General features: G+C 34.6%; 23 protein-coding genes. 2 read left to right on the top strand and 21 right to left on the bottom strand.

Annotated features, from left to right (window positions below; all coding sequences use genetic code 11):
- Positions 1-14: 14 nt before the first annotated feature.
- The 6 genes from F9279_RS14930 to F9279_RS14905 form a co-directional block, all read right to left on the bottom strand.
- A complete protein-coding gene (locus F9279_RS14930; RefSeq protein WP_152114415.1) occupies positions 15-923 on the bottom strand; it encodes an ROK family protein in 909 nt (302 codons plus the stop codon).
- Positions 924-1,156: 233 nt separating this feature from the next.
- The gene (locus F9279_RS14925) at positions 1,157-1,900 is read right to left on the bottom strand and encodes a YjbA family protein (RefSeq protein WP_152114412.1); all 744 of its coding nucleotides are present in this window, start codon (positions 1,898-1,900) and stop codon (positions 1,157-1,159) included.
- A 217-nt stretch (positions 1,901-2,117) separates the two neighbouring features.
- Positions 2,118-2,876, bottom strand: coding sequence for a DUF2268 domain-containing protein (locus F9279_RS14920; RefSeq protein ID WP_152114410.1), 759 nt, complete (start codon positions 2,874-2,876; stop codon positions 2,118-2,120).
- Between the two features lie 448 nt (positions 2,877-3,324).
- Positions 3,325-3,747, bottom strand: coding sequence for a Fur family transcriptional regulator (locus F9279_RS14915; RefSeq protein WP_193224591.1), 423 nt, complete (start codon positions 3,745-3,747; stop codon positions 3,325-3,327).
- Between the two features lie 197 nt (positions 3,748-3,944).
- Positions 3,945-5,186 carry a beta-ketoacyl-ACP synthase II gene (fabF, locus tag F9279_RS14910; protein WP_152114406.1) on the bottom strand — a complete coding sequence of 414 codons (1,242 nt, stop codon included), beginning with the start codon at positions 5,184-5,186 and terminating at the stop codon, positions 3,945-3,947.
- A 68-nt stretch (positions 5,187-5,254) separates the two neighbouring features.
- The gene (locus tag F9279_RS14905) at positions 5,255-6,193 is read right to left on the bottom strand and encodes a beta-ketoacyl-ACP synthase III (RefSeq protein ID WP_152114404.1); all 939 of its coding nucleotides are present in this window, start codon (positions 6,191-6,193) and stop codon (positions 5,255-5,257) included.
- Between the two features lie 302 nt (positions 6,194-6,495).
- Here F9279_RS14905 and F9279_RS14900 point away from each other — a divergent pair, with 302 nt between their 5' ends.
- A complete protein-coding gene (locus F9279_RS14900) occupies positions 6,496-6,891 on the top strand; it encodes a hypothetical protein (RefSeq protein ID WP_152114402.1) in 396 nt (131 codons plus the stop codon).
- 115 nt (positions 6,892-7,006) lie between these two features.
- Here F9279_RS14900 and F9279_RS14895 read toward each other — a convergent pair whose 3' ends face one another.
- Both F9279_RS14895 and F9279_RS14890 read right to left on the bottom strand, forming a co-directional pair.
- Positions 7,007-7,792 (bottom strand): hypothetical protein, encoded by a 786-nt coding sequence (locus F9279_RS14895; RefSeq protein WP_152114400.1) that lies wholly within the window; start codon positions 7,790-7,792, stop codon positions 7,007-7,009.
- A 139-nt stretch (positions 7,793-7,931) separates the two neighbouring features.
- Positions 7,932-8,669, bottom strand: coding sequence for a hydrolase (locus F9279_RS14890; protein ID WP_152114398.1), 738 nt, complete (start codon positions 8,667-8,669; stop codon positions 7,932-7,934).
- Positions 8,670-8,925: 256 nt separating this feature from the next.
- Here F9279_RS14890 and F9279_RS14885 point away from each other — a divergent pair, with 256 nt between their 5' ends.
- Positions 8,926-9,105, top strand: a complete 180-nt coding sequence (locus F9279_RS14885) for a YjzD family protein (RefSeq protein WP_193224590.1) — start codon at positions 8,926-8,928, stop codon at positions 9,103-9,105.
- A 159-nt stretch (positions 9,106-9,264) separates the two neighbouring features.
- Here the strand turns inward: F9279_RS14885 and clpB are convergent, their stop codons facing one another.
- From clpB to F9279_RS14820, 13 genes are all read right to left on the bottom strand, one after another.
- Positions 9,265-11,859 carry an ATP-dependent chaperone ClpB gene (gene clpB, locus F9279_RS14880; RefSeq protein ID WP_152114394.1) on the bottom strand — a complete coding sequence of 865 codons (2,595 nt, stop codon included), beginning with the start codon at positions 11,857-11,859 and terminating at the stop codon, positions 9,265-9,267.
- Positions 11,860-12,049: 190 nt separating this feature from the next.
- Positions 12,050-12,229: a YjzC family protein gene (locus F9279_RS14875; protein WP_152114392.1), complete on the bottom strand. Its 180-nt coding sequence runs from the start codon at positions 12,227-12,229 to the stop codon at positions 12,050-12,052.
- Positions 12,230-12,521: 292 nt separating this feature from the next.
- On the bottom strand, positions 12,522-13,469 hold the full coding sequence (gene argF / locus F9279_RS14870) for an ornithine carbamoyltransferase (protein ID WP_152114389.1): 948 nt from the start codon (positions 13,467-13,469) through the stop codon (positions 12,522-12,524).
- The gene (locus F9279_RS14865; protein ID WP_152114387.1) at positions 13,466-16,588 is read right to left on the bottom strand and encodes a carbamoyl phosphate synthase large subunit; all 3,123 of its coding nucleotides are present in this window, start codon (positions 16,586-16,588) and stop codon (positions 13,466-13,468) included. Before F9279_RS14865 ends, argF begins: the two co-directional genes overlap by 4 nt.
- Positions 16,581-17,663, bottom strand: coding sequence for a carbamoyl phosphate synthase small subunit (locus F9279_RS14860; RefSeq protein ID WP_152114385.1), 1,083 nt, complete (start codon positions 17,661-17,663; stop codon positions 16,581-16,583). The genes F9279_RS14865 and F9279_RS14860 overlap by 8 nt, the downstream gene beginning before the upstream one ends.
- Before the next feature lie 77 nt (positions 17,664-17,740).
- The gene (locus F9279_RS14855) at positions 17,741-18,898 is read right to left on the bottom strand and encodes an acetylornithine transaminase (RefSeq protein ID WP_152114383.1); all 1,158 of its coding nucleotides are present in this window, start codon (positions 18,896-18,898) and stop codon (positions 17,741-17,743) included.
- Positions 18,898-19,668, bottom strand: a complete 771-nt coding sequence (gene argB / locus F9279_RS14850; RefSeq protein WP_152114381.1) for an acetylglutamate kinase — start codon at positions 19,666-19,668, stop codon at positions 18,898-18,900. The genes F9279_RS14855 and argB overlap by 1 nt, the downstream gene beginning before the upstream one ends.
- Positions 19,669-19,677: 9 nt before the next feature.
- A complete protein-coding gene (gene argJ, locus F9279_RS14845) occupies positions 19,678-20,925 on the bottom strand; it encodes a bifunctional ornithine acetyltransferase/N-acetylglutamate synthase (protein WP_152114379.1) in 1,248 nt (415 codons plus the stop codon).
- 10 nt (positions 20,926-20,935) lie between these two features.
- Complete coding sequence (argC, locus tag F9279_RS14840; RefSeq protein ID WP_152114378.1) at positions 20,936-21,970, bottom strand: N-acetyl-gamma-glutamyl-phosphate reductase; 1,035 nt, start codon at positions 21,968-21,970, stop codon at positions 20,936-20,938.
- Positions 21,971-22,234: 264 nt separating this feature from the next.
- Entirely contained in the window at positions 22,235-22,798 is a 564-nt protein-coding gene (locus tag F9279_RS14835; RefSeq protein ID WP_152114376.1) for a DUF4256 domain-containing protein, read from the bottom strand.
- Positions 22,799-22,832: 34 nt separating this feature from the next.
- Entirely contained in the window at positions 22,833-24,098 is a 1,266-nt protein-coding gene (gene glp / locus F9279_RS14830; protein WP_152114374.1) for a gephyrin-like molybdotransferase Glp, read from the bottom strand.
- A gap of 17 nt (positions 24,099-24,115) precedes the next feature.
- Complete coding sequence (gene moaA, locus F9279_RS14825; protein WP_152114372.1) at positions 24,116-25,117, bottom strand: GTP 3',8-cyclase MoaA; 1,002 nt, start codon at positions 25,115-25,117, stop codon at positions 24,116-24,118.
- Between the two features lie 179 nt (positions 25,118-25,296).
- A partial coding sequence (locus F9279_RS14820; protein WP_152113033.1) for an IS3 family transposase occupies positions 25,297-25,381 on the bottom strand: 85 nt, incomplete at its 5' end.

Here is a 25,381-nt window from a genome sequence, read left to right as displayed (position 1 = left end):
TCAATATTCTCCTGTCACTTTATTTTAAGCTGTACTAATAATTGATAAAGTGCTCCTAATAAATTGGCTTCACTTCCAAATTTACATACTTCGATCTCCACTGCCTCAAATGTTTGATCTATCAACTTGGAATTTCTTCTTAAAAGGTTATATTGCTCGCGAATACCCTTGATTAAGATGGGTTGCGCACTAACTCCACCTCCGATCACTACCTTTGATATATCAAGAATTGCTTGTAAATTATGAATGATAAAAACTATTTCTCTACAATAGATAGTAAAGTTCTCTATCAATTCTTCATGATTTCCTTCATTAATTGCTTCAAAAACAGCTATTCCGTCATCCAATTTATCCAGTTCTAAAAGTTGACTAGATTTCCGAATAAAGTTGACTGCAGAGCCACTAAAACCAATAAAATTATCTGTGTTAGTACTTTCGGGAGAACGCAAAAGAAAACTTAATTCTCCTGCTTGATAATGATCCCCTTGAATAATTCTTCCATTTACTATTATACCTCCGCCAACACCTGTTCCTAAAACTATTGCAGCTCCATTTTCAATTGATTGTAAATGACCTAACCACAGCTCAGCTAAGGCAGCAGCTTTTCCATCATTACATACTGCACAAGGCATATTATACTTATCCTCAAGAATTTTTTTAAAAGAAGTGCCATCTAAATATGGAAGTGCCCCACCTTTATATACAGTACCCGTATTTGTATCAACACGACCTGGGCAACTAATCGCTATTCCATTAACCTTATCTTTATATGTAGCCCATATCTCATCAATAAGCAGAAACAATTCATCAAGACTTTTTGGTGTTTCTACTTTTCCCTTTTCCCCAATATTCCCTTCTGAATTTATAGAAGCATATTTAATATAAGTACCTCCAATATCCAGTGTTAAATAATATCTTTGCATGGCTTCTCCTCCTAATTAACTGCTTCAACTGAATGATTAACCGCCACAACTTTCTATTTCTCTTTAAAAAAATTGCTAAAAAATCCCTATTTCATTATCTCATGCTGTTATAACTTGTTCAAACTTAGAACTAAGCAAAAATAGAGAATCATATATTTTCCTCATCCCAAATATAAAGAGGGTACTCTAAAGATTTGCAAATCTTAGAGTACCCTCTTACTATACGGATTACGTTAATTGACCTTTGGGCCATGCTCCATTTCCCATAGCTTTTCAAAAAATGGCTGCCCTTTAATAATATTTTCACAGAATTTCTCATGCTTGCTTGACCATCCATATTTGGTACTTTCGTAAAGCTCATTCCAAACATGTTCAAAGTTTAGATGTTGAATTTCAAAGTACCGCTCAGGACTCCACTCTGTATACCAATAACGCACTTCCGCAACGTTTTCCGACGAGTTTAATTGATCAAGAGCCATAAACAATAATTGCTTTAGCTGTCTTTCTTTTCTGGTCAATCCATTCATTACATATGGTTCTGGAGATAAAATATGAAATTCCTTCTCATCGTTTCCTTTAAAGTAATAATGAATGGTTTCTTGATTTTCTAATAATTCATAGGCTAATTGTTCTTGTCTTGGAATCATGCGACTTTTTCGTATCGGAACAGAATATCCTATTGTATCAACTACTAATATACCTACTCCATCTGAAACTACAAAACAATAATCTAATTGAACTCTTTCATGATTTTTACGAAGATATGCTTTTTGAAAAATCTCTTCTAATAATTGTCTTGGCAATTCTGCTAAATCATTTTCTATGTAATTATAAAGACAAGAGTCTACTTTCAGAAGTGGAACCTGGTCCAATAACTCTACTCCATCGTCTTTTCTCCATTCATGAAAGTGACAAACATTATAGCCGTTTTCTTCTCCTTCAAACCAATTTACCCAAACATCATGAAGATACTGCATATTTTATCCCTCACTTCAATTTCTGTTTGTCAATCAGTATGGGCAAGTAGTAGTTAATTTATTCCTATTTTAGCAGGTTATTTTTGATATGCCCTAAACCAACTTGTACATTGCCCTTCTATAAATCATTGATAGTTCTATCATATGTACAAACTTTCTAACAAATGACTTATATAGGAAAGAAAAAGGACTAACTAGACTTCCCTTAGCTAGTCAACTAAGAAACAAAATAATTACTTTTCACAGTGAAATACTGTTGTTCTGATAACTTTCTCTTTGCATGAAAAGTAGTTACTAAATAATATCCTATGCAATATCCAATCATACTTGGATTCCGAGCAAAACCATATAATAATTCGTCATGCTTCTTTTCTGTTTTTTTTATATTCATATGTTCCTTTACTTTCTCTTCCCAATATTTCTTCATTTCTTCTGGTTCATATAAATGACACCATGTTGCATTATAGGTTTCTCCACAATTCTCTCTTACAGCTAATTCCGCTAGCCCTTCCATTATAATGGAATCTAACAACGTATATTCTTCTATGCTTTTCTTTTGAGCATGGATTCTACATACATGATGATATTCATGTATAAATAATGCTTCTAGCTCTTTATCATCCTTTATGTCTCCTATAAAAAGAAAGAGCTGATTCGGAAATGATACACCTGATTTATTCTCCTTCTCTCCCCATGAAGCTTGAAAGGGAAATATATAAACAGGAATATCTGGACCATTCCACCTCTTTTTATATTTATTGAAAAGGCGATCTATTTTCCCCCATATTTTACCCGCTTTTAGCTGCTCATAGATTAATTTTGTTCTTCTTGTGGGCTTATACATACCAAAACTAGATAAATATTGATAAATATTTTGCGGTTTATCATCATCAAAATCTTTTTTGAAGTTATGACAAATAGTAACTGGATCAGAGAAGTGTTCATCTAACCATTTTTCCGTATCAACAACCCCCACAAGAATGTCCCCTTTTTGTATAGATGTATTGTATAGACATTATATGGTTACTCTTTTAGTTTGGTTCCATTTTTTCAAATAAAAAAACCCATCATTAAATGGGTTTCAGCTTGTTAAAAAATTAATTTAGAAAAACTTTATTTTTCTACGCAGTTGTTTGAAGTGGAAGGGGGAGACTCCTTTGGGATTTGCGAAACAGATGAGACCCAGCATGACAATGGCAGACCGTTTCTCAAGCTCCGAGCCCCACGAAAAAGCGAACCCCCTGTAACGGAAAACAACCCTTATTCGGAGAAGTAACTAAATATATATTAGGCGTAATCTATGATTTATCATTTATCTTTTCATTGCATCATGTCTTAAACGGCTGCCACATCCACAAATAATGGAATGTTTTAATTTTTTAATTGGTTGCTTACATTCTAGACAAATGCTAGGTTCAGTTATTCTATTCGCTTTGACAGTGTTCACAAATTCCATAGAATTGGAGGTTATGGGATGTGATATTGAATTTAGAGATAGATTTTGCAAATACCTCGACCTCCTTTAATGTTGGATACCAAATATCAACGATTTCTTGACATTCACTACATACGATATGATAATGGTCGGATTTTTTCCATTCATATTTGCTAAGCCCTTCACCAAATTGAATTTCTTTTACTAAATTCAGTTCAGCAAATAAATGAATGTTATTATAAACAGTTGTAATACTTACAGAAGGCATTTTCTCATTTAGTAACTTATATATTTCATCTACTGTCCAATGTTTGTTTTCTTGAGAAAGTATGTTCATTAATTCTAGTCGTTGTGGTGTAAGACGTATATTTTGTTCTTTTAAAAGGTGTTTTGCCTTTTCTATACTAAGCATAGAATTCGTCCTTTCTACATATTTTCCATAAAGAAAGCCCATGCTTGACTCTTGATTCTCTTTGTTTAACACCTATTATATAAATTTAATTATATCAACTTTATGATGATAGTCAATATCAATTTATAATAATTATAAATAAAAAGCTAGTGGCAACAAATCTGATTTAGAAAAGTTGCCACTAGCTTGTTTAGTTATTATTGATACTTTTTAAACACAATCGTTGCATTGTGTCCGCCGAAGCCTAATGAGTTACTCATAGCCACATTAACTTCTTGTTTTCTATGGGTATTTACTACATAGTCTAAATCACAATCAGGATCAGCTGTTTCAAAGTTAATAGTTGGTGGTAGGACACTATCTCTTATAGCTAACACACTAAAGATTGCCTCAATTCCACCTGCAGCTCCAAGTAAATGACCAGTCATAGACTTTGTAGAACTCATTGGTACTTTGTATGCATGCTCACCGAAAACTTCTTTTACTGCCATTGTTTCAAATTTATCATTATATGCAGTACTTGTCCCATGTGCATTAATGTATGAAATATCTTCTGGAGTTAAACCAGCATCATCGATTGCCATTTTCATTGCTCTCGCTCCACCTTCTCCTCCTGGAGCAGGTGATGTTATATGATAAGCATCTCCTGTTGAACCATAGCCAACTATTTCAGCATAGATTTTTGCTCCTCTTGCTAGAGCATGCTCAAGCTCTTCTAGGACAACAATTCCTGCACCTTCCCCAATTACAAAACCATCTCTATTAGCATCAAACGGTCTACTTGCTGTATTTGGATCTGGATTAAAGGATAATGCCGTGTTAGCACAAAATCCTGCTACAGACATTTTTGTGATAGGCGCTTCTGCTCCACCAGTAATCATAGCATCTGCATCACCACGTTGAATGACTTTAAATGCATCTCCAATAGAGTTAGTACCAGTTGCACATGCTGTAACCGTACAAGAGTTGACTCCTTTTGCCCCTAGCGAGATGGAAACTTGTCCAGACGCCATATCTGGTATTAACATCGGTACAAAGAAAGGACTTACACGCTTATAGCCTCTTTTTTGGAACATTTCATATTGATTTTCAAATGTCTCCATTCCACCTATTCCAGAACCAATCCAAACACCAACGCGAGGAGCATTAGCATCTGTTATTTCTAATTCAGCATCTTTTACTGCCATTTGTGAAGCTACTAGAGCATATTGAGTAAAGCGATCCATTTTTCTCGCTTCTTTTTTCTCCATATAATCTTCCGCATTAAAATCTTTCAATTCTGCTGCTACTTTAGCTGGATATTCGTCTGCATTTACTCTTGTTAATGGTCCAATTCCAGACTTTCCAGCAACGATATTTTCCCAAGTTGTTGATGCATCATTACCTAATGGTGTTACAGCACCAATTCCAGTAACAACTACTCTCTTCTTCGTACTCATTGATTTATTCTCCTTTTCTCTTTAGTATCTAGTTTGTGATTATCTCTTTTGAGCTATTAAAAGACTTCTTATTTACCCCAGCGTATAGCAATGGCACCCCAAGTTAGACCGCCACCGAAGCCAACCATAACGATAACATCATCTTCTTTAATTTTTCCTGCTTCTAACTCTTCTACTAAAGAAATAGGAATAGAAGCTGCACTTGTATTTCCGTACTTATGAACTGTTTTGGAAAGCTTTTCTTCAGGTAAATTCAACCTTTGTCTAGAAGCTTCCATAATACGAATATTTGCTTGATGTGGAATTAAGAAATCAACATCCTCTTTCGTTAACCCAGCTTTCGCCAATACATTTTCACTACTTTCGCCCATTTGACGAACAGCAAATTTAAAAACTTCTCTACCATTCATATAAATATAGTCTTGCTCATTTAAGAATAAATGCTTTCCACCAGTACCGTCTGCACCAAGTTCAAAGGAAAGAATACCTCTCCCTTCTGAAACCTTCCCTAATACAACAGCTCCTGCACCATCACCAAACAACACAGCAGTGTTTCGATCTTCCCAGTCAGTGATTTTTGAAAGCTTTTCAACTCCAACCACTAATACATGTTTGTAAACACCTGAGTCAATAAATTGTTTACCTGTAACCATACCATACATAAATCCTGCACAAGCAGCACTCAAATCCATCGCAGCAGCCTTTGTAGCACCTAATTTCTCTTGAATCATACATGCAACAGAGGGAAATGCTTGGTCTGGTGTTACTGTTGCCACTAGAATCATATCAATATCTTCTGGAGTAATACCAGCATCAGCAATAGCTTTCTTTGCAGCAGCATAAGCAATATCAGATGTTTCTGTATTGTCATCTGCAATTCTACGTTCTTCAATACCAGTTCTTGTTCGAATCCACTCATCATTAGTATCAACCATTTTTTCTAAATCAAAATTTGTTAGGATTTTTTCTGGTAACTCGCGACCAATGCCTATTATTCCTGTACTCAAAGCGTTCAGCTCCCTTATAATCACCGTTTATACGGTAAATCTTCCTTTTCATTACCTATTATGCTTGTTTTATTAGCTTACCCTTAAATCTTTCTAGAGCAACAACAATAAAGTATATAAATACTACCATATATATTATTATCAAATATTATGACTTGGTACTAATTTTATCAAAATCCACCTTCTTTTGGCAACATATTTTGCTTAGTATATACATTGGTCTAAGCATCTGTCCTTTTATTTTCATAATATAATAGGAGATTTATATAGACTGATCCTTATCGGAGAAGGGAGGTATCTAAATGGAAGAAAAACACAACATACATGAGTTCGAGTTAGAGGAGAAGGAAAACGAATTAGAGGAAAAAGAAGAAGTTGATCATCTTTCTAAATTCATGTTCGGTGCCACTCCATTAAGAAGAGAGAACAGAGATAGCCATAGTAAAATACAACCAAATGAACCTAGAAGAAGAAAAGGAGATGCTTGGATCCTTGGAGCAAATACTAATAGAGATGAAGCAGTAGAGGAAGAAATAGATAGCGATGATGATGGTAATATAAATGCTATTATGAACTATATTGATCAAATTGATATAGCATTATTAATGAAAAATGTAGAACTATTTATGACCTCAGCCAATGAAATTAAGCCTTTACTTAAGGATCTATCTCCATTATTGAAAAAGTGGATAGATTAAGGAATGTAATCTAGATAATTGTACGTTCCCACCTTCTTTTAATGGAGATTCTTTAGCATTCTAGTTTCCCATTATTTAGTTGCTTAAATGCCCTTTTTCTTATGAAAGAAAAACACTATATTCTAAATAACTCATAGTGTTTTTTTTGCTTATCTAAGTTATCACGGAGACTATGTTTATTAGTTACTATTACCTCCATCATTTCTTCAAAAGAAATGATGCTAGCATGATTCCTTGGTAGCTGTACATTCCACTCTAATAGTTCCGTACATGCTTTCCAATGGTTAGAAACATTGCTTCTAAAAACTAGGGATGCACTTTCTATCTTTTTAGATTGTCTTATAATTTCCATAACAGCATCTTCTATATAAATAGCATCTAAAATATACTCAGCATCATTCACTTGTATCTCTTTTTCTTTATTACTAAGTAACTGTTGAAAAGAAAATTCATGTGGCTGCCATGGTCCATATAAAGTGGGTAAGTATATGACCTTCAAATTAAGATCCTTAAAATTCTCTTGTTCCCAAAATGCTGGTTCTTTACTAGTTAGTGATGTAATATTAGCTAGAATAGTAACTGATACATTCTCTAAAGCACTTTGAACAGCCTTCTCTTCTAAAAACTTCTTAACAGTAGAATAGATTATTCTCTCACTATTTAATGAATAAAGATCTATAAAAAGGTGACTATCATTTAGTTGTACAACTTGATGAAAATCATTCCATTTCCGTTCATTAAAGTTTGCATTTCTTCCAATCTCCATTTTCTTCTCCTCTAAATGATCTATAGAGATAGCTGGAGGTGTAAATCCAACTATCTCCACTCCACTCTCTAAGAGATAGGAGCATAATTGAAACCCAAGGAATTGATATACTCCACAAATGATTGCTTTCTGCATGAAAAAGCCTCCTAATACCATTCTTTACTGTATATTATGCATACGCATAAACAAATATTTCCCTTCTTTATGTAAGGTAAATACAAAAATGCTGCTCTAGCAGTAACCACTTTAGAACAGCATGTAGCATGAAGAATTATTATAGATGTTTTTCATTCTTTTTAAAGAAAGCCTCAATCTGACTAGAGATAGCACTTCTTTTTTCAGGTAATACATACGATACTAAGATTGGTAGGTTTTTTTCTTCCCAACTAACCGAAGCTTGCTTCAATTCATTTGCTTGATAATAGGATCTTCCATTTTGTAAAGTATGAATGATTTTAGTCGGTGTTTTTGTATCCTCTAACTGATATTCTTCTCTACTTTTGAGAAAGCTCAGTAGCTCCTTCTGATTTGTGTTGAAAGCAATACTAATCTCAGACTTTAATTTTTTGAAAAAAAATCTATGCTCCTGTTCTCTTTCTAGATGTTCCTTAAGGGAGAGAATTGGATTTAAAAGAACTACCGAACGTATATTATCTTGCATTTCCATCATTAACTGAATGGCTGTAAGTGCTCCCATTCCTTCCGCTATAATATGAATTTTCTGATTGAGTATTTCTGTTCTTATAATATATTCATATAATCTCTTGGCTAATTGCAATGCTTTTTCGCTTCCCCAGTTTTTACCGTAAAGATTCGAGTAAAAGATCGTGTAACCTTCATTTCTAAGTGAATCAATTAGTAGCTTTTTCCCCTCATTCTGGTTCCAATAGCTACTAGAGTCAGTCACAAAGTTCCTTTCATCTCCAATTATCAAGATACCGAAACCATTAGGTTGTGGAGGATAATGTAACATATTCCATTCGGTATCTAGCTGAAAGTTCCGGTTCTCCATTATAAAAACTCCTTTTCAAACAATTTCCTTCTAATAATGTATGTCTCTTTTATTAAAATGTAAGGGAGTTTGCCTATCTTTCTGGAAGAAATACAGGAATGAATATATTTACATGTTGCAAATTATGCTAGTAAACATAAAATATTACGGAGCAGTGAAACCTGATAATACCCGTTTATTAATTAAGAGCATTATGATAAGATGGATATAGAAAAAGTAGCTTTATTAAAAGAGGTGAATTCATTTGCGTTACATAATGACAATTTTTTGGACGTTTGTACTTTCTCAAATGCTAGTATATGTGGTTGGTTCAATGAATGGAGTACCATTTAGCTTCACAATGGGGTTAATTCTAACAGTTGTCTTTTCATTGTTAGTATTTCTTATTTCTGCAATTATTCCAGATGAACCTACACGTCAAGAAGGTTCTCATTAATCAATAAAATATCAGTCGGTGTTTAAATATATGCACAATTGTTGCAGATATTTAAACACCTTTTTATATTTCTTCGCTTTTTTTTGCTTAAATCCTGCTACCTTAGAGTTAAAATCACTTTTTTAGACCAATGCCTGGTGAACAATAGAACATCCCTATCTATTTGTTTATAACAATTTCTTTTCCATTAAAATCAATTTCTACAGTATCATTTTCCTTTATCGTTCCTGCTATTATTTCTTTAGCCATCAGTGTCTCTACTGTTTTCTGTAGAAATCTTCTTAATGGTCTTGCTCCAAACACAGGATCGAATCCTTCTTTTGCTATAAATTCTTTTGCAGCTCTTGTCATGCTTATAGAAATGTATTGATTGGATAATCTTGATTGAAGATTTTCTACTAACTTGTCTACAATATTCGTTATATTTTCCAATGTTAATGGCTTGAATAGGATAACTTCATCGATTCTATTCAAGAACTCTGGTCTAAAATGACCCTTCAATGTATTCATTACCCCATTTCTTACCTCTTCTGGAATTTCATCTTCTCCAGTGCCTTCTAATAACAAATGAGAACCTAGGTTTGATGTCATAATGATTACTGTATTTTTAAAATCAACTGTTCTTCCTCTAGAATCTGTAATTCTCCCATCATCCAATACTTGAAGAAGAATATTAAATACCTCTGGATGTGCCTTTTCCACTTCATCTAACAAGACTACGGAATAAGGCTTTCTTCTAACGGCTTCTGTTAGTTGGCCACCTTCTTCGTAGCCAATATAACCTGGAGGCGCACCAATTAGTCGGGAAACAGCATGCTTTTCCATGTATTCAGACATATCAATGCGAATAATATGCTCCTCACTATCAAACAGACTTGCTGCTAATGCTTTTGCTAGTTCTGTTTTTCCTACACCTGTTGGACCTAAAAATAAAAAGGAACCAATTGGTCGATTAGGATCTTTGATTCCAGCTCGTGCCCGAAGAACGGCATCACTAACAAGTTGTACTGCTTCTGACTGACCTACCACTCGTTCATGTAAAATTTGTTCTAAACGCAGTAGCTTTTCTCGTTCTTTTTCCACAAGCTTCGTTACAGGAATACCTGTCCATCTTGCTACAATATTAGCAATTTCCTCTTCTGTCACTTCTTCTCTCAGAATTCTCTCTTCATTCTTTTGCTTCTCGTTCTCTTCTAGCTCTTTAATTTCTTTTTCTAATTTAGGGATACTACCATGTCTTAGTTCAGCTGCTTTGTTCAGATCATAATTATTCTCGGCTTCTTCAAGCTCCCGTTTTTTCTTTTCTAATTGTTCTTTTCTTTCATTGATTCCTTCTAATGCCTCTTTTTCAAGTTGCCACTTTGCTTTTAAACTGTTCGCTTTTTCTCTTAACTCTGCCAATTCTTTCGTAATAATAGAAAGTCTTTCTTTGCTATTATCATCCTGTTCTCCATTTAAGGCAGCTTCCTCTATTTCTAGTTGCATAATTTTTCTAGTTAGTTCATCAATTTCAATAGGCATAGAATCAATTTCTGTTCGAATCATGGCACAAGCTTCATCAATTAAATCAATTGCCTTATCTGGTAAAAATCGTTCTGTAATATATCTGTCAGATAAGGTTGCCGCCGCTATAATGGAACGGTCTTGTATATTTACTCCATGATGCACTTCAAATCTTTCTTTCAATCCTCTTAAAATGGCTATTGTATCCTCAACAGTTGGCTCTGATACTAACACCTGTTGAAAGCGTCTTTCTAACGCAGGATCTTTTTCAATATACTGTCTATGCTCATCTAGAGTTGTTGCTCCTATACAATGAAGCTCTCCTCTTGCTAACATAGGCTTTAACATATTGCCAGCATCCATTGCACCATCTGTTTTTCCTGCACCTACAATCGTATGCAACTCGTCAATAAAGAGGATAATTCTTCCATCACTATTCTTCACTTCTTGTAAAACCGCTTTAAGTCTCTCTTCAAATTCTCCTCTAAACTTTGCTCCAGCAACTAAAGCTCCCATATCTAGAGAAAAGATTGTTTTATCCTTTAATCCCTCTGGAACATCTTTTCTCACAATTCGCTGAGCAAGACCTTCCACTATTGCTGTTTTTCCTACACCTGGCTCCCCAATTAGTACTGGGTTATTTTTTGTCTTTCTTGATAAAATACGAATTACATTTCTAATTTCATTATCTCTGCCAATGACTGGATCTACGTTCCCTGTTTTTACTTCTTCTACTAAATCTCGACCATATTTTTTTAACACTTCATGTGTTGCTTCAGGATTTTTAGATGTCACCTTTTGTGACCCCCTAACTTCTTTTATTACTTTCATGAGTTCAGAATATCGAATCTCTTCTTGTTTGAAGATTTTCCCTATAGATGTTTTCTCTTCTATACTTGCAGCTAGAATCACATGCTCAATAGATAAATAATCATCCTCTAATAATTGTCTTTCTTTATCTGCTTGTGTAAAGAGTCCTTGTAATTGACTAGTAATATAAATGGTACCTTCTTGTGAACCATTGAAAGTAACTTGAGGCTTCTTTGCCAACTCACTTTCAAGAATTTTCTTTAATTGTTCAGAACTTTTGTCTAGTTTGTTCCATATTGAAGCAAGTAAGTTATCTTGTTGTTGAAGGATAGCAAGAAACAAATGAATATCATCAACTTCTTGATGACTTTCACTTTTAGCTAGTGCTTGAGCTTCTGTAATGGCTAATTGTACTCTTTCTGTCATTTGTTCTACATTCATACCATTCGCCTCCGTCTTTGACCATTTTTGACCTTTGATATTATTATAGTATATTTTTCCCATATGTAAAGAGATGTCTCTAAGTTCTTATACACTACGAATCTCTGTTGTATAAGATGCTTAAAGACATCTCCTTTAAATCTTTACATTATATAATTTAACCCATTACCAAGAAGTGAAACCTGTCCATTTATGGTTTTCTTTGGTATGTCCAAACACGATTATGGTTGGAGTTTTCAGGAAAATGATCTCCTGCTTTCATCTTTAACTTCTGTGGGTTATTTACGTTACTACCTGTTTCTCCTATTTCTATATACATACCATTGTTTGGTGCTTTTTGACCTGGACGAAACTGTCTATTTTGTCCCAAAATAAACTCCTCCTTCATAAGTCACAAACAAACCATTAAGTAAAATAGGTTTACTTAACTGCTAATTAGTATGACCTTTTTTACGATTTACATTACGGTAAATAAAGTAAAGAATGTATGGTGATATTAAGTTTCTATTTTCATTAAAAAACTGTAGGTTTGTTATAAACAAAACCTACAGCTTAGATGAAAGATAACCTATTAACAGAAGATTATAGTTATTCTTATAATGAAGGAGGTTGATTATTTTATTAATACAACCCCACTTCAATTACTATTGTTATACAATTAATTATTTCAGTATTTCTACCAACAATGCTTTTTGAGCATGTAGTCTATTTCCTGCTTGTTGGAAAACATAAGAATGTTTACCATCAATGATTTCTGCTGTTACTTCTTCTTCGCGGTGAGCTGGTAAGCAATGCAGGAAAACATAGTCTTCTTTAGCATATTTTACTAGTTCAGCATTTACTTGGAACCCTTGGAAGTCTTGTAGTCTTTGCTCGTTTTCTGCTTCCTGTCCCATACTAGTCCAAACATCAGAATAGATAGCATCTGCTTGTTGAACAGCTTCAATTGGATCATGAGTAATAGTTACGTTACTTCCATTAGCTTCAGCAAAAGATTTAGCTAGCTCAACAATTTCTTCTGATGCTTCATAAGATTTTGGTGTAGCGATAGAAATATCTACACCTACTTTTGAACATGCTATTAGTAAAGAGTGTGCAACGTTATTTCCATCTCCAATGTACGCTAGCTTCAATCCTTTTAGTGTGCCTTTCACTTCTAGTAAAGTTAATAAATCTGCTAAAGCCTGACAAGGATGATAAAGGTCTGTTAATCCATTGATTACAGGAATAGAAGCATGCTCTGCCAGTTCTTCTACTGTGCTATGAGAGAAAGTTCTAATCATAATAGCATCAACATATTGAGACAGTACCTTAGCAGTATCAGGTAGGGGCTCTCCTCTTCCTATTTGAAGATCACGACTATTAAGATAAAGTGCATGCCCACCTAATTGCAACATACCTGCTTCAAAGGATACTCTTGTACGAGTTGAAGACTTTTCAAATATCATTCCCAGTGTTTTCCCTTTTAACGGTTCAATGATTTCTCCTTGGAGGTGGGACTCTTTTAATTCCTTCGCTTTATTTAATAATTCTAAAATGGTTTCTTTTGAGTAGTTTTTTAACGATAATAAATCTTTGCCTTTTAAATCAAGCTCTGATGTTCCAATCATACGACACTTACTCCTTTTGCTAACGTTTTATGCCAATCTTGAATAGAGTGGACAGTAAAGTCATTTACTTTTAGTGAGTGAATAAACGCTTCAACACTTTCTTTTTGGGTAAAGGTAATAATTCTATTTATTGTTGCCATTTCTCGATAAAGCTTATCTGTTTCTTTATCTGTATTATTATAGAAAGCAACTGTTTGTTTATCTGATAATAACGATTTAATATTTTCTTCACTAGCTATTTCTACCAGTATATTTACATCCTTAGCAGCAGCCTTTAGTTCTTCGACATCTTCCATTGTTTTTATGACAATTTTCATGTCCTGTTGTTTCATCACTTTAAGAGTTGGGTGAAAGACTTTCTTTAAAGCTTCTTCTGTACTCATTGCTAAAGCAATTCCTTCACCAGTTGAACGCATTTCAGGACCTACTTTAGAATCTAATCCCTTTAAAGCATAATTAGAATAGACAGGATATTTAATACAAGTAAACTCAATATTATCTTTGAAAACTTTCTCATCTTCTGATAATGAATATTTCCCAAGCAATATTTTTGTCGCAATTTGTACTAAAGGAACACCAGTAACCTTGCTTACAATAGGAACAGTCCGACTTGCACGAGGATTTACCTCTAGAACATATACGTCTTCTCCATTCACAATGTATTGAATATTCATTAATCCTTTATAACCTGTATTAGTCACAATTCGCTTCGCATAATCAAGCATTTTTCCCTTCACTTGATTGGAGAGATTTCTTGCTGGTAAGATAGATAAGCTATCACCTGAATGTACACCTGTTTTCTCAATATGCTCCATAATAGCTGGCACACATATATCGGTTCCATCTGCAGCTAAGTCCAATTCCGCCTCTGAAGCCTCCATAAACTGATCAACAAGGACAGGATAAGGAATATCACTTAGGAAATAATTGTTTAATTCTATCTCATTATTAATACGCTCCATTCCTTTACCACCAATTACATAGGAAGGACGAATTAAAACTGGATAACCAAGCTTTTGAACGGATTCTATAATCTGTTGTTTATTTTGAACAATATCCCCTTGAATATGTGGAATATCCTCTTCCTCTAATAGCTTATAGAACAAATCTCTGTCTTCTAAAACATCGATTGTTTCACTTTTTGTTCCTAAGATATTTACGCCAAATGCTTCTAATCCTTTAGCCACATTAATAGCCGTTTGACCACCTAATTGAACGATAACATCTTGAATATTTTCCGATTCCATGACATTCATAATATCTTCAATTACTAGTGGTTCAAAGTACAAACGATCGGCAGTTGCAAAGTCTGTACTAACTGTTTCAGGGTTGTTGTTAATAATGATCGTTTCTATGCCTTCTTCCTTTAAAGCAAAAACACCATGAACAGAGCAATAATCAAACTCTACTCCCTGGCCAATTCTAATTGGTCCACTTCCAATAACAAGTACTTTTCTCTTTTCACTAACCTTCTGCTCATTGCTTCCGTAAAAACTGGAATAATAGTAATTGGTTTTTGCTTCAAATTCAGCTGCACAAGTATCCACCATTTTATAAATAGGCAATACTTCAAGCTCCTTACGTTTATGACGAATAGCACTCTCCGATGTGTTCCATGCAGTTGCAAGGAAAGCATCACTAAATCCTTTTTCTTTCCATTTTTGCATACTTTCTTTCGATACTGTTTCTATAGAAGTTTGGATTATTTCCTTTTCCATCCCTATTAATCTCTTAAAGATATGAAGGAAAAACAAATCAATTTTTGTTAATTCGTGAATGCTTGAGAGTGATTCTTCTCTTCTTATCAATTCTAGAATGATAAAAAATCTTTCGTCTGTTTGCTCTAACATACCCGCATATAGCTCGCTAACTGATTTATGCTCCAGCCCTGGTATAGTTAAATCTACACCTTTAATCTCTAAGGAACGAATAGCTTTTAACAAGGCTCTTTCTATATTTCTATCAATTCCCATTACTTCTCCTGTAGCCTTCATCTGTGTTCCAAGTTTTCTTGCAACAGTTGGAAATTTATCAAATGGCCATTTAGGAAACTTAACTACTACATAATCTAGAGCTGGTTCAAAGCTTGCAAATGTATCCCCTGTAACTGGGTTAATGATTTCATTTAACGTATATCCTACTGCTAGCTTTGCAGCCATTCGTGCTATAGGATAACCAGTTGCTTTGGAAGCAAGTGCAGAGGAACGACTTACCCTTGGGTTTACCTCAATTAAATAGTATTTTTTACTATTCGGATCTAAAGCAAATTGGATATTGCATCCACCTATAATTCCTAAGGCAGAAATGATTTTAATAGAAGCAGAACGTAGCATTTGATACTCTACATCTGTTAATGTTTGGGATGGAGCAATAACAATACTGTCACCTGTATGAATTCCTACTGGATCAATATTTTCCATATTACAAATAGTAATGCATGTATTCATGCTATCACGCATTACTTCATATTCCACTTCCTTAAAGCCAGCAATACTTCTTTCCACTAAGCATTGTCCAATTGCACTTTCCTTTAGTCCACCAGATACAAGTTTCGTGAATTCTTCCATGTCATCTGCAATTCCGCCACCTGTTCCTCCCAATGTATATGCAGGTCGGACTATAATTGGGAACCCAATTTCATCTGCAAATTCAATAGCTTCTTCTACAAAATGTACTACTTTACTTTCAGGTACTGGCTCATTTAACTCATACATTAATGCTCGAAATTTTTCTCTATCTTCCCCTTTTTTAATGGATTCAATAGAACTTCCTAGCAATTTCACGTTATACTTTTCAAGAATTCCATGTTCATTAAGCTGAAAAGCAAGGTTTAATCCAGTTTGCCCTCCTAATGTAGCAAGAAGTCCTTCTGGTTTCTCTTTTTGAATAATTTTTTCCAACACATCTACTGTTAAAGGTTCAAAATAGATTGCATCTGCAAAGCTTTGATCTGTCATAATGGTTGCAGGGTTATTATTAACAAGAATAACTTTGTATCCCTCTTCCTTTAATGCCATGCAAGCTTGTGTTCCAGCATAATCAAACTCTGCTGCCTGACCGATAACAATTGGTCCTGATCCTATCACTAATATGGTATTTATCGCTGTGTCTTTAGGCATATGCAAAAACTCTCCCATTATTCGCTTTTACGTTTTCTACGAATTCATCAAATATATAGCAACCTTCTGCTGGTCCAGGATTCGCTTCTGGATGAAATTGTACTGTTTGCAGAGGGTAAATACTATGTGATAGCCCTTCTACTGATTGATCATGCAGATTATAAAATCTTACGAGACAGCCCGTATTATGCAAGCTATCTTCTGTTACTACATAACTATGATTCTGAGAAGACATAATTAATTTATTGTTCGTCTTATCCATTACTGGATGGTTAGCTCCTCTATGACCAAACGAAAGCTTCGTTGTATGTGCTCCAAGAGAAAGAGCTGCTAATTGATGTCCTAAGCAAATCCCTAAAGTAGGATATGATTGAATTAATGCTTTAATAGTTGGCAATATGCTGACCAATTCTTTCGGATCTCCTGGTCCATTAGATAAGAGTATTCCATCAGGTTGCAATGTTTTTATATTGGAATAGGAAGTGTTAAAAGGTACAACTGTCACCTTACAGCCACGCTCTACTAAAGCTGTTAACATACTCTCTTTTTTACCAAAATCAACAAGTACTATATGATATTTCCCTTCTCCATAGGAATGAAAGTTCATTTCAGATACCTTTGCTACTTTTACGTCTTGATTTAGTACGAAGCTATCAGAAGATATCTCCTTATTCATGGAAAGTACTGCAGGCATAGAACCTGACACACGAATATTTTTTACGATGTCTCTTGTATCGACATGTGTGAGAAGTGGAATATTCCATTTTTCCAAGTATTCAAACAATGAATATTCTGCTTGGTAATGATATGCTTCTTTATTTGCCTCGTATACAATAACTCCCGCTACATGGGGTTTCTTACTCTCAAAGTCTTCTTTGTTTATGCCATAATTTCCAATTAACGGATAAGTAAATACAATGATTTGATCTTTGTATGAAGGATCTGTTAATACCTCTTGATACCCTGTCATACCAGTGAAAAATACGATTTCTCCAATAATATTAACTTCCTTTAACTTTGTAGGGAATTCCCCTTTATATGTGATGCCATTACTTAAGTGCAAATAACCTTCCATTTTGTACACCTCGATAATTCATGTATAGTTACACTACTTTTCTTATAATTATACATCAAATTGCAAAAAAATACATATTAGACTGTAGTTTTTGCATAAATATTTAATGCTTTTTCAAGAGTGAAAACCGCTTTTTCTATCTCTTCTTTCGATGTATTCAAGCTAGGTAATAAACGTATTACATTATCTCCTGCATTTAATACAATGAGACCTTCACTACGTAATTCACCTAAGATATTACTCACTGATTGATCTAACTCAATGCCAATCATCAGGCCAATTCCTCTAATCTCTTTTACCATTTGAATACTCGCAAGTTTTTGTTGTAATAAAGAAAATAAGAATGTACTTTTTTGCTGCACTTCCTCTAAGAAGGCTTCTTTAAAAATAATTTCTAACGTTTTTGCCGCTGCTGCCATAGCAATTGGGTTTCCACCAAATGTTGTCCCATGACTTCCTGGTCCAAAAACTTCTTTTAGCTTACCATCAGCTACAATAGCACCAACAGGTATACCATTTGCTAAACCCTTAGCCACACTGATAATATCAGGTTTTATTTGATAATGCTGAAATCCAAAAGGTTTACCTGTTCTTCCTATTCCTGTTTGAATTTCATCAATGATAAGTAATACTCCATTTTCTTTACATAAAGCCTCTACTTCCTGAAGAAATTCCTTTTTAGCGGGGTGTACTCCACCTTCCCCTTGAATCACTTCAAGCATCACAGCAGCAACATCATCTTTGATTTTCTCTTTTAATGCAGTTAGGTCATTATATAGAAGATATTCAAATGTTTCTAACATTGGTCCATAGCCTTGTTTAATTTTATCCTGACCAGTTGCTGACATAGTAGCAAAGGTTCTGCCATGAAAAGATTGCAAAAAGGTTAGAATTTTTGTTTTTCCTGTAGCTTTACGAGCTAATTTAATGGCAGCCTCATTTGCTTCTGCCCCACTATTTGCAAAAAACACCACATCTAAACCAGATGCTTTTGTTAACAACGCAGCTGTTTTTTCTTGTAAATCGATAGGAAACATATTAGAAACATGCCAAAACTTATTTAGTTGCTGCTCTACTGCTGTCTTTACTTCTTCCTGACAATGACCTAAATTACATACACCAATACCTGATGTAAAGTCTAGATATGTTTTTCCATCTTTACCATATATAAAAGTCCCTTTTGCTGATTCAGGTTCTATTTCCCATTTTGAATAGGTTGGAAATAAATGACTCATTATAGTACCCCTACTTTCTCAATAATTTGAGTTCCTTGTAGCTTCTTCTTATCGTAGAATTTATTCTTACCAGAAACAATCATGACACTATTTAATCCACTCTGTAAGGCAGCTAATGCTGATGTGACTTTCGGAATCATTCCACCAGTTATTTGTCCTTCTTCTATATAGTGAAGAATCTCCTCTTGTGCCATAACAGATTGATATTCTCCGTCTATTCTTACACCTGCAACATCTGTAACAAACAAACATTGTTCCACCTTTAAACTCTTGGCAACAGCAGAAGCTGCATAATCTGCATTAATATTTAGCTTTTTCCCATCTTCTGTCACCCCTAAAGGTGTAATAACAGGAAGATAGCCTTCTTCTAGTAAGGAAGAAATCAGCTTGCAATTAACATTTCGTACATTTCCAACTAATCCTAATTTTTCTTCATCTATAATAGATGCAGCAATACAATTATCATCCGTTCCATTAATTCCAATACTATTTAATCCATTTTGTTTTAGTAAATGAACTAATTTACGATTTGTTTTACCTGATAGCACCATTTCCACTATAGCCATAGTTTCTTCAGTGGTTTTACGAAGACCATCATGAAATTCAGGCTTCACTTGAAAAAGCTCTAGCATTTCATTAATATCTGGTCCCCCGCCATGAACAAAAACTAATTGATATCCATCATTCTTTAATTCTTTTAAACTAGCAAAAAACTCCTCTGAGAGTTGATCAATAACACTACCGCCGCATTTTATCAGTATAGTCTTCATCTATTCACCTCAAGTTCGATAGCTAGCATTAATTTTGACATAATCATAAGATAAGTCGCATCCCCATGCTTTGCCTGCACCATTTCCATTGTGTAAATCAACGAATATTTGGATAAAATCTTGATTTAAGTATTCTATTGCTTGCTCTTCCGAAAAACCTTGAGGTTCACTCTTAATTAACATACGGATAGGACCAATCGCAATATCAACACTTGATGGATTCACATCTGTTTCTGTCTGACCAATTGCCGTGATTATTCTGCCCCAATTGGCATCTGATCCATAGATAGCTGTTTTCACTAAATTAGATCCGACAATCTGTTTCGCAATCATTCTTGCTTCTTCATCTGTTTTAGCCCCTGAAACAGCCACTTCAATTAACTTTGTTGCACCTTCTCCATCTTTGGCAATTTGCTTTGCTAAGCTCTCGCAAGTGACAGATAGTAACTTTAGAAACAGTGGATAATCTGGGTGATTTTCCGTTAATGGTTCATGATTTGCCATCCCGTTTGCTAATACTAGCACTGTATCATTTGTAGATGTATCACCATCTACTGTAATTTGGTTAAAAGTTGTTGGGATAACTTTACTTAAAGCACCTTGAAGTACTTCTGATGATATATTGGCATCTGTCGTGATATAACCAAGCATAGTTGCCATATTAGGGTGAATCATTCCCGACCCTTTAGATGTACCGCCCATTGTTACAGTTACTCCAGCAATAGTTGCTTGATAGCAGCATTTCTTCATAACCGTATCTGTTGTGAGAATCGCTTCTTGAAAAGCAGTTGCATATTCCGTTGTATGATGAAATTCTAACTTTTTAATTCCTTCTTCTATTTTATCCATTTTAAGGAATTCACCAATTACCCCAGTGGAAGAAACTGCTACATATTCTTCTTTTATTTGAAGTGCCTCTGCCATTAATTGGCGCATCCTATAGGCATCTTTCAATCCTTGATCTCCCGTACATGCATTGGCACAAGCACTATTAACAACGACTGCTTGAATTAGCTTTTCGGAAGCTATGGAATCCTGTGTTACCTTAAGAGGAGCCGCTTGAAAATGACTAGTAGTATATACGGCTGCACAATTTGCTGGTACTTCACTTACAATTGCCCCAATATCCTTTTTATTATATCGAAGACCTGCATGCACACCTGCTGCCTTAAATCCTTTTGGTGTTACGATGCTTCCCTCTTTTACCTCCACTATTGGAGATGTAACGTCTTCTTGACTTGTAATCACTTGCACCATTTGCTCCTCCTTAAGGGTATAGGGGTAGAAACTGTAGCCCAGTTACTTCATCAAAGCCATTCATAATATTGGCATTTTGAACAGCTTGCCCTGCAGCCCCTTTCATTAAATTATCAATAACTGAAATGATTGTTAATCTACCTGTTCGTTCATCCACATGCAAACCTATATCACAATAATTAGATCCATTTACCTCTTTAATAGATGGATATGTTCCTAGTGGCCTTATTCTTACAAAAGGATGATTAGAATATTTATCCATGTATAGATTATGAATATTTTTAGTGCTTAAGCTTTCTTTCAATGATACGTATATAGTTGCCATAATACCTCTATTAGTTGGCAATAAATGTGTCGAAAAGGTGATTGGTTGCATTTCAGGATTCCAATCAGATAACTGTTGCTCTATTTCTGGAATATGCTGATGTTCATTCACTTTGTATATTTTAAAATTCTCATTCATTTCTGCCAGCATCGTAGATCGAGAAGGACTTCTTCCAGCTCCAGAAATACCTGATTTCGCATCTACAATGATACTACTCGGACTAATGAGATTTTCTTGTACTAATGGAGCTAAACCTAAGAGTGTAGCAGTTGGATAACATCCTGGATTAGAAACCTTATTTGAACTTGCAATTTGATCTTTATTCCACTCTGATAGGCCATATACAAAGCTCTGTACCACCTCTTTAGATACAGGTTCCTTCTTATACCACTTTTGATAATCCTCCGTATTTCTTAGTCGTAAGTCACCAGATAAGTCTACAATCTGTATATTTTTATCTAAAAAATCCAATACCAATTTTCCAGACACACCAGTTGGAGTTGCTAAAAAGACAATATCGCATTCTTCCGCTATTTTATTTGGATTAATAGGCTCTAAAGTCTGATTAATAATGTTATAGAGATGCGGATACTCATTTGATACAGGCAATTCCTCTCTTGTTGTATGCACAGAGTGTATAGTAAAGATTGGATGGCTGTGTAATATTCGCATCAATTCTGCCCCACCATAACCGGTTGTTCCTATAATTGCTGCTTTCATAGCTTCCTCCATTTCTTCTTTTTATGTATATTTAATCATTTTTATTTATATTTATTAATCTAAGATTCTCTTATTATAAAAACAACACTCCATAAAAGCAACTGTTTTTCATAAAAGTTTTTGTTTTCTTATTATTCAGAAATTTAACGAGGTAAATAGGATGTTCTTCGTAACTTTATTTGTAGCATAAAATAGGAAAAAGCCTTATCAAATTAATGAAGAGGCTTTATGTAACAATATAAGTTTAAATAACAGGACAACTTCCTATACCCTTAAAGACCCTCGAAATCCTCTAGCAGCATAGTAAGAGTCTGCTCCATTATGATACACAAATACGGTGTCATAGCGGCGATCACAGAAGATGGCTCCTCCATGTTTACGAATATGTTCTGGTGTTTTTACCCAACTAGAGGTTTTTAAATCATATTCACCTAGTTGCTGTAATACTCGATATTCTACTTCTGTTAGAAGTTCAATTCCCATAAAAGCAGCCATATCTAGTACATTATTTTCCGGCTTATGTTTTTTCCGTGCCTCTAACGCTTCTCGATCATAGCAATAACTTCTTCTTCCTTTAGGACTTTCCTTTGAACAATCATAAAAGGTGTATTGATCATTGTTGCTATCATATTCAATGATATCTGGTTCTCCCTCTGTTCTTTCCATTTCAGAAAGAGACCACAATTTTTCTGGATGAGCTTCGAGTTTTTCCTGAACCTTCCCCCACTCCATACCTTCATGACGGTGCATGTTTTTCTCAAAGCGAGTTTTTAATGTTTTTAATAGTTCTTCTTGTTCTTGTATTGATAACTTTTTTTCTGCACTCATTTTCTTGCCCCTTTACATAAAAATTTTATATGGGTTAATCCCATGGCCATTCAGATCCTCTATCATCCTCTAGCAAAAGTACTTCCACCTTCTCACCTTTTGCATAGCCTTCTTTATTACCAGGTAGAATGGTAAGTGCATTAGCAAATGCTAAGCTACTTACTATATTCGTTTTATCTACACCGCTTGGATAGGTGTAAAGGATGTTTGAATGGTATTGTACTGTACTTCGGAAAAACCTTGTAAAACTATTGGCAGTTAAAAAATCTTCTCCTAATATGGCCTGTGCTTTCAATAAATGTGGCTCCTTAGAAAAAAGACTTGTTCTTATAATCGGTCTTACAAAAAGTTCAAATCCAACATAGCATGCAGAAGGATTTCCTGATAATCCATATAGAAGTTTATCTGCAATATGAGCTACTGTTGTGACACTGCCTGGTCGCATGGCTATTTTATTAAACAATACATTAGCACCTAATTTATTATAAATTTCAGGAAGAAAATCATAGTCTCCTACAGAAACACCACCAGTAGTAACAAGTATATCTACTTCTGATAATTTTTCCTTCATTAATTGATAGCTTTGCTCTAACTGATCTTCTAACTTCCCAAAGTAAATAGGAATGGCACCAGCTCTTTCTATTTGAGCTAGAATCATGTATGCATTACTATTACGTATTTTCCCTTCCTCAAGTGGTTCATTTACTTCCAATAACTCCGATCCAGTTGCAAAAACCCCTACTATTGGTTTTCTTGCAACTGGAACATATTCATATCCAAAGGTTGCAAGCAGAGCAATGATTCCAGGATTAATTTTGGTTCCTTTTTCAACAAGTAAGCTTCCTTCGGTTACATCCTCTCCCTGAAAAGAAAGATTAGCTCCTTTTTTTACCGAATGATCTAGTTTTATAAATGCTTGTCCATTTTCTTGGTATTCATTTGCTACTTCAAACATTACTACAGCATCACAATCAGATGGCAGCATAGCCCCTGTCATAATTCTAACTGCTTCAAATTCACCAACTGATTTCTTACAAACCTGTCCTGCACCAATTTCGTCTACAATCTTAAAGGATTTTGTATAGTCCTTTGTTAAACCATTTGTATCAACAGAGCGAAGGGCAAAACCATCGTATGCAGAACGATCAAATCTTGGAACATCATATGTAGCCACTATCTCTTTGCTTAAGTATCTATTATTGCTTTCAAGAAGTGGTATTAATTCGGATTGCCCTTCCTTTTGGAAATCCATTACTTTCTTTACCGCCTCTTTTACAGGTATAGGTGTTCTACTTTCCACTAATTAGTCCCCCTTTTTTAACCACCAATGTATGACATTTCTATTTTCTTTCTATTTTTCCTTGTTTCCTCTGTTCGTTCATCGGAGTACCGATCATTACGATTAGACCAAATGTTTACTATGTACTCAACTAATTCACTATCACTAACATCTTTTCTCATAAAATCTCGAATAGAATGTCCATTTCCATTAAATAAACATGTATATAAATGTCCGTTCGCTGAAAGTCTAGCTCTAGTGCAGGTAGAGCAAAATGATTCTGATACGGAAGTGATAAATCCAACATGTATATTGGTATTTTGATATTGATATTTTTTTGCCACTTCCCCGTAGTAAGCGGCTTCTACAGGAAGTAATTCAAAGTTCTCTGCTAAAATCTCATATATTTCTTTCTTTGTGATAACATCCTTCATACTCCAACCATTTGTACTTCCTACATCCATGTATTCAATAAACCGAAGCTCTAATTCGTTTTCTTTACAAAAGGTTGCCATAGGAATAATTTCAGAATCATTTAAACCTTTTTTTACTACCATATTAATTTTTATCCCCAGTCCCGCAGCTTTAGCTGCAGCAATCCCTTTTTTGACTGGATTCACTCCAACGTTTCTTCCATTAATTTCGCCAAATAACTGATCATTTAAGCTATCTAGACTTATATTCACTCTTTGCAGCCCGGCCTCTTTCAAAGAATGAGCATATTTAGGAAGAAGCACACCATTTGTTGTTAAAGCAACATCTTTAATATTCTCTATTTGAATTAGTTTTTCTATTAGTAAGTGTAGATCTTTTCGTAATAGAGGCTCTCCACCCGTTAAACGTATTTTTTCGACTCCTAGCTCAGCAAAAGCCTTTGCTAGCCTTTCTAATTCCTCATATGTTAATAATTCACTAGGAGGGAGAAATGGATAGTCTTGACCAAAGATTTCTTTTGGCATGCAATATTGACAGCGAAAATTACAGCGATCAATAACACTAATCCGTAAATCTCTTAATGGTCTTCCTAATTGATCCTTCATAAAACCGTCGCCTCCTTTTTTTATTTACTATCATACCATTTTCTATATATTCAGTATAAAAAAATTGTTTTGTTGAGAATGGACTCTTTGAGGATAGTGTTTTTAGATAGTAATGCACAATAAAAAAGACCGCAGAGAAACTAAAGTGTACCCTTTGTAAAGGACATTTTATAAAAAGCCTATGCTGCCATAAGAAGATGATTTCTGTATTGAACAGGAGTCATCTTTTTTAAGTTCCATTGGTATCTATAATTATTGTAATAA

The organism is Bacillus sp. B1-b2 (assembly GCF_009183415.1).
Classification (GTDB): Bacteria; Bacillota; Bacilli; order Bacillales; family Cytobacillaceae; genus Niallia.
This window is presented reverse-complemented; position numbering and strand designations above follow the sequence as displayed.

Coding starts and splice junctions, on each gene's coding strand:
- F9279_RS14925 (WP_152114412.1), bottom strand. CDS start 1,900: ATGCAGTATCTTCATGATGTTTGGGTAAATTGGTTTGAAGGAGAAGAA.
- F9279_RS14900 (WP_152114402.1), top strand. CDS start 6,496: ATGGAAGAAAAACACAACATACATGAGTTCGAGTTAGAGGAGAAGGAA.
- F9279_RS14915 (WP_193224591.1), bottom strand. CDS start 3,747: ATGCTTAGTATAGAAAAGGCAAAACACCTTTTAAAAGAACAAAATATA.
- argB (WP_152114381.1), bottom strand. CDS start 19,668: ATGAAGACTATACTGATAAAATGCGGCGGTAGTGTTATTGATCAACTC.
- clpB (WP_152114394.1), bottom strand. CDS start 11,859: ATGAATGTAGAACAAATGACAGAAAGAGTACAATTAGCCATTACAGAA.
- F9279_RS14890 (WP_152114398.1), bottom strand. CDS start 8,669: ATGGAGAACCGGAACTTTCAGCTAGATACCGAATGGAATATGTTACAT.
- moaA (WP_152114372.1), bottom strand. CDS start 25,117: ATGAAGGATCAATTAGGAAGACCATTAAGAGATTTACGGATTAGTGTT.
- F9279_RS14895 (WP_152114400.1), bottom strand. CDS start 7,792: ATGCAGAAAGCAATCATTTGTGGAGTATATCAATTCCTTGGGTTTCAA.
- F9279_RS14855 (WP_152114383.1), bottom strand. CDS start 18,898: ATGAGTCATTTATTTCCAACCTATTCAAAATGGGAAATAGAACCTGAA.
- argJ (WP_152114379.1), bottom strand. CDS start 20,925: ATGGTGCAAGTGATTACAAGTCAAGAAGACGTTACATCTCCAATAGTG.
- F9279_RS14860 (WP_152114385.1), bottom strand. CDS start 17,663: ATGGAAGGTTATTTGCACTTAAGTAATGGCATCACATATAAAGGGGAA.
- argC (WP_152114378.1), bottom strand. CDS start 21,970: ATGAAAGCAGCAATTATAGGAACAACCGGTTATGGTGGGGCAGAATTG.
- fabF (WP_152114406.1), bottom strand. CDS start 5,186: ATGAGTACGAAGAAGAGAGTAGTTGTTACTGGAATTGGTGCTGTAACA.
- F9279_RS14885 (WP_193224590.1), top strand. CDS start 8,926: ATGACAATTTTTTGGACGTTTGTACTTTCTCAAATGCTAGTATATGTG.
- F9279_RS14835 (WP_152114376.1), bottom strand. CDS start 22,798: ATGAGTGCAGAAAAAAAGTTATCAATACAAGAACAAGAAGAACTATTA.
- F9279_RS14865 (WP_152114387.1), bottom strand. CDS start 16,588: ATGCCTAAAGACACAGCGATAAATACCATATTAGTGATAGGATCAGGA.
- argF (WP_152114389.1), bottom strand. CDS start 13,469: ATGATTGGAACATCAGAGCTTGATTTAAAAGGCAAAGATTTATTATCG.
- F9279_RS14930 (WP_152114415.1), bottom strand. CDS start 923: ATGCAAAGATATTATTTAACACTGGATATTGGAGGTACTTATATTAAA.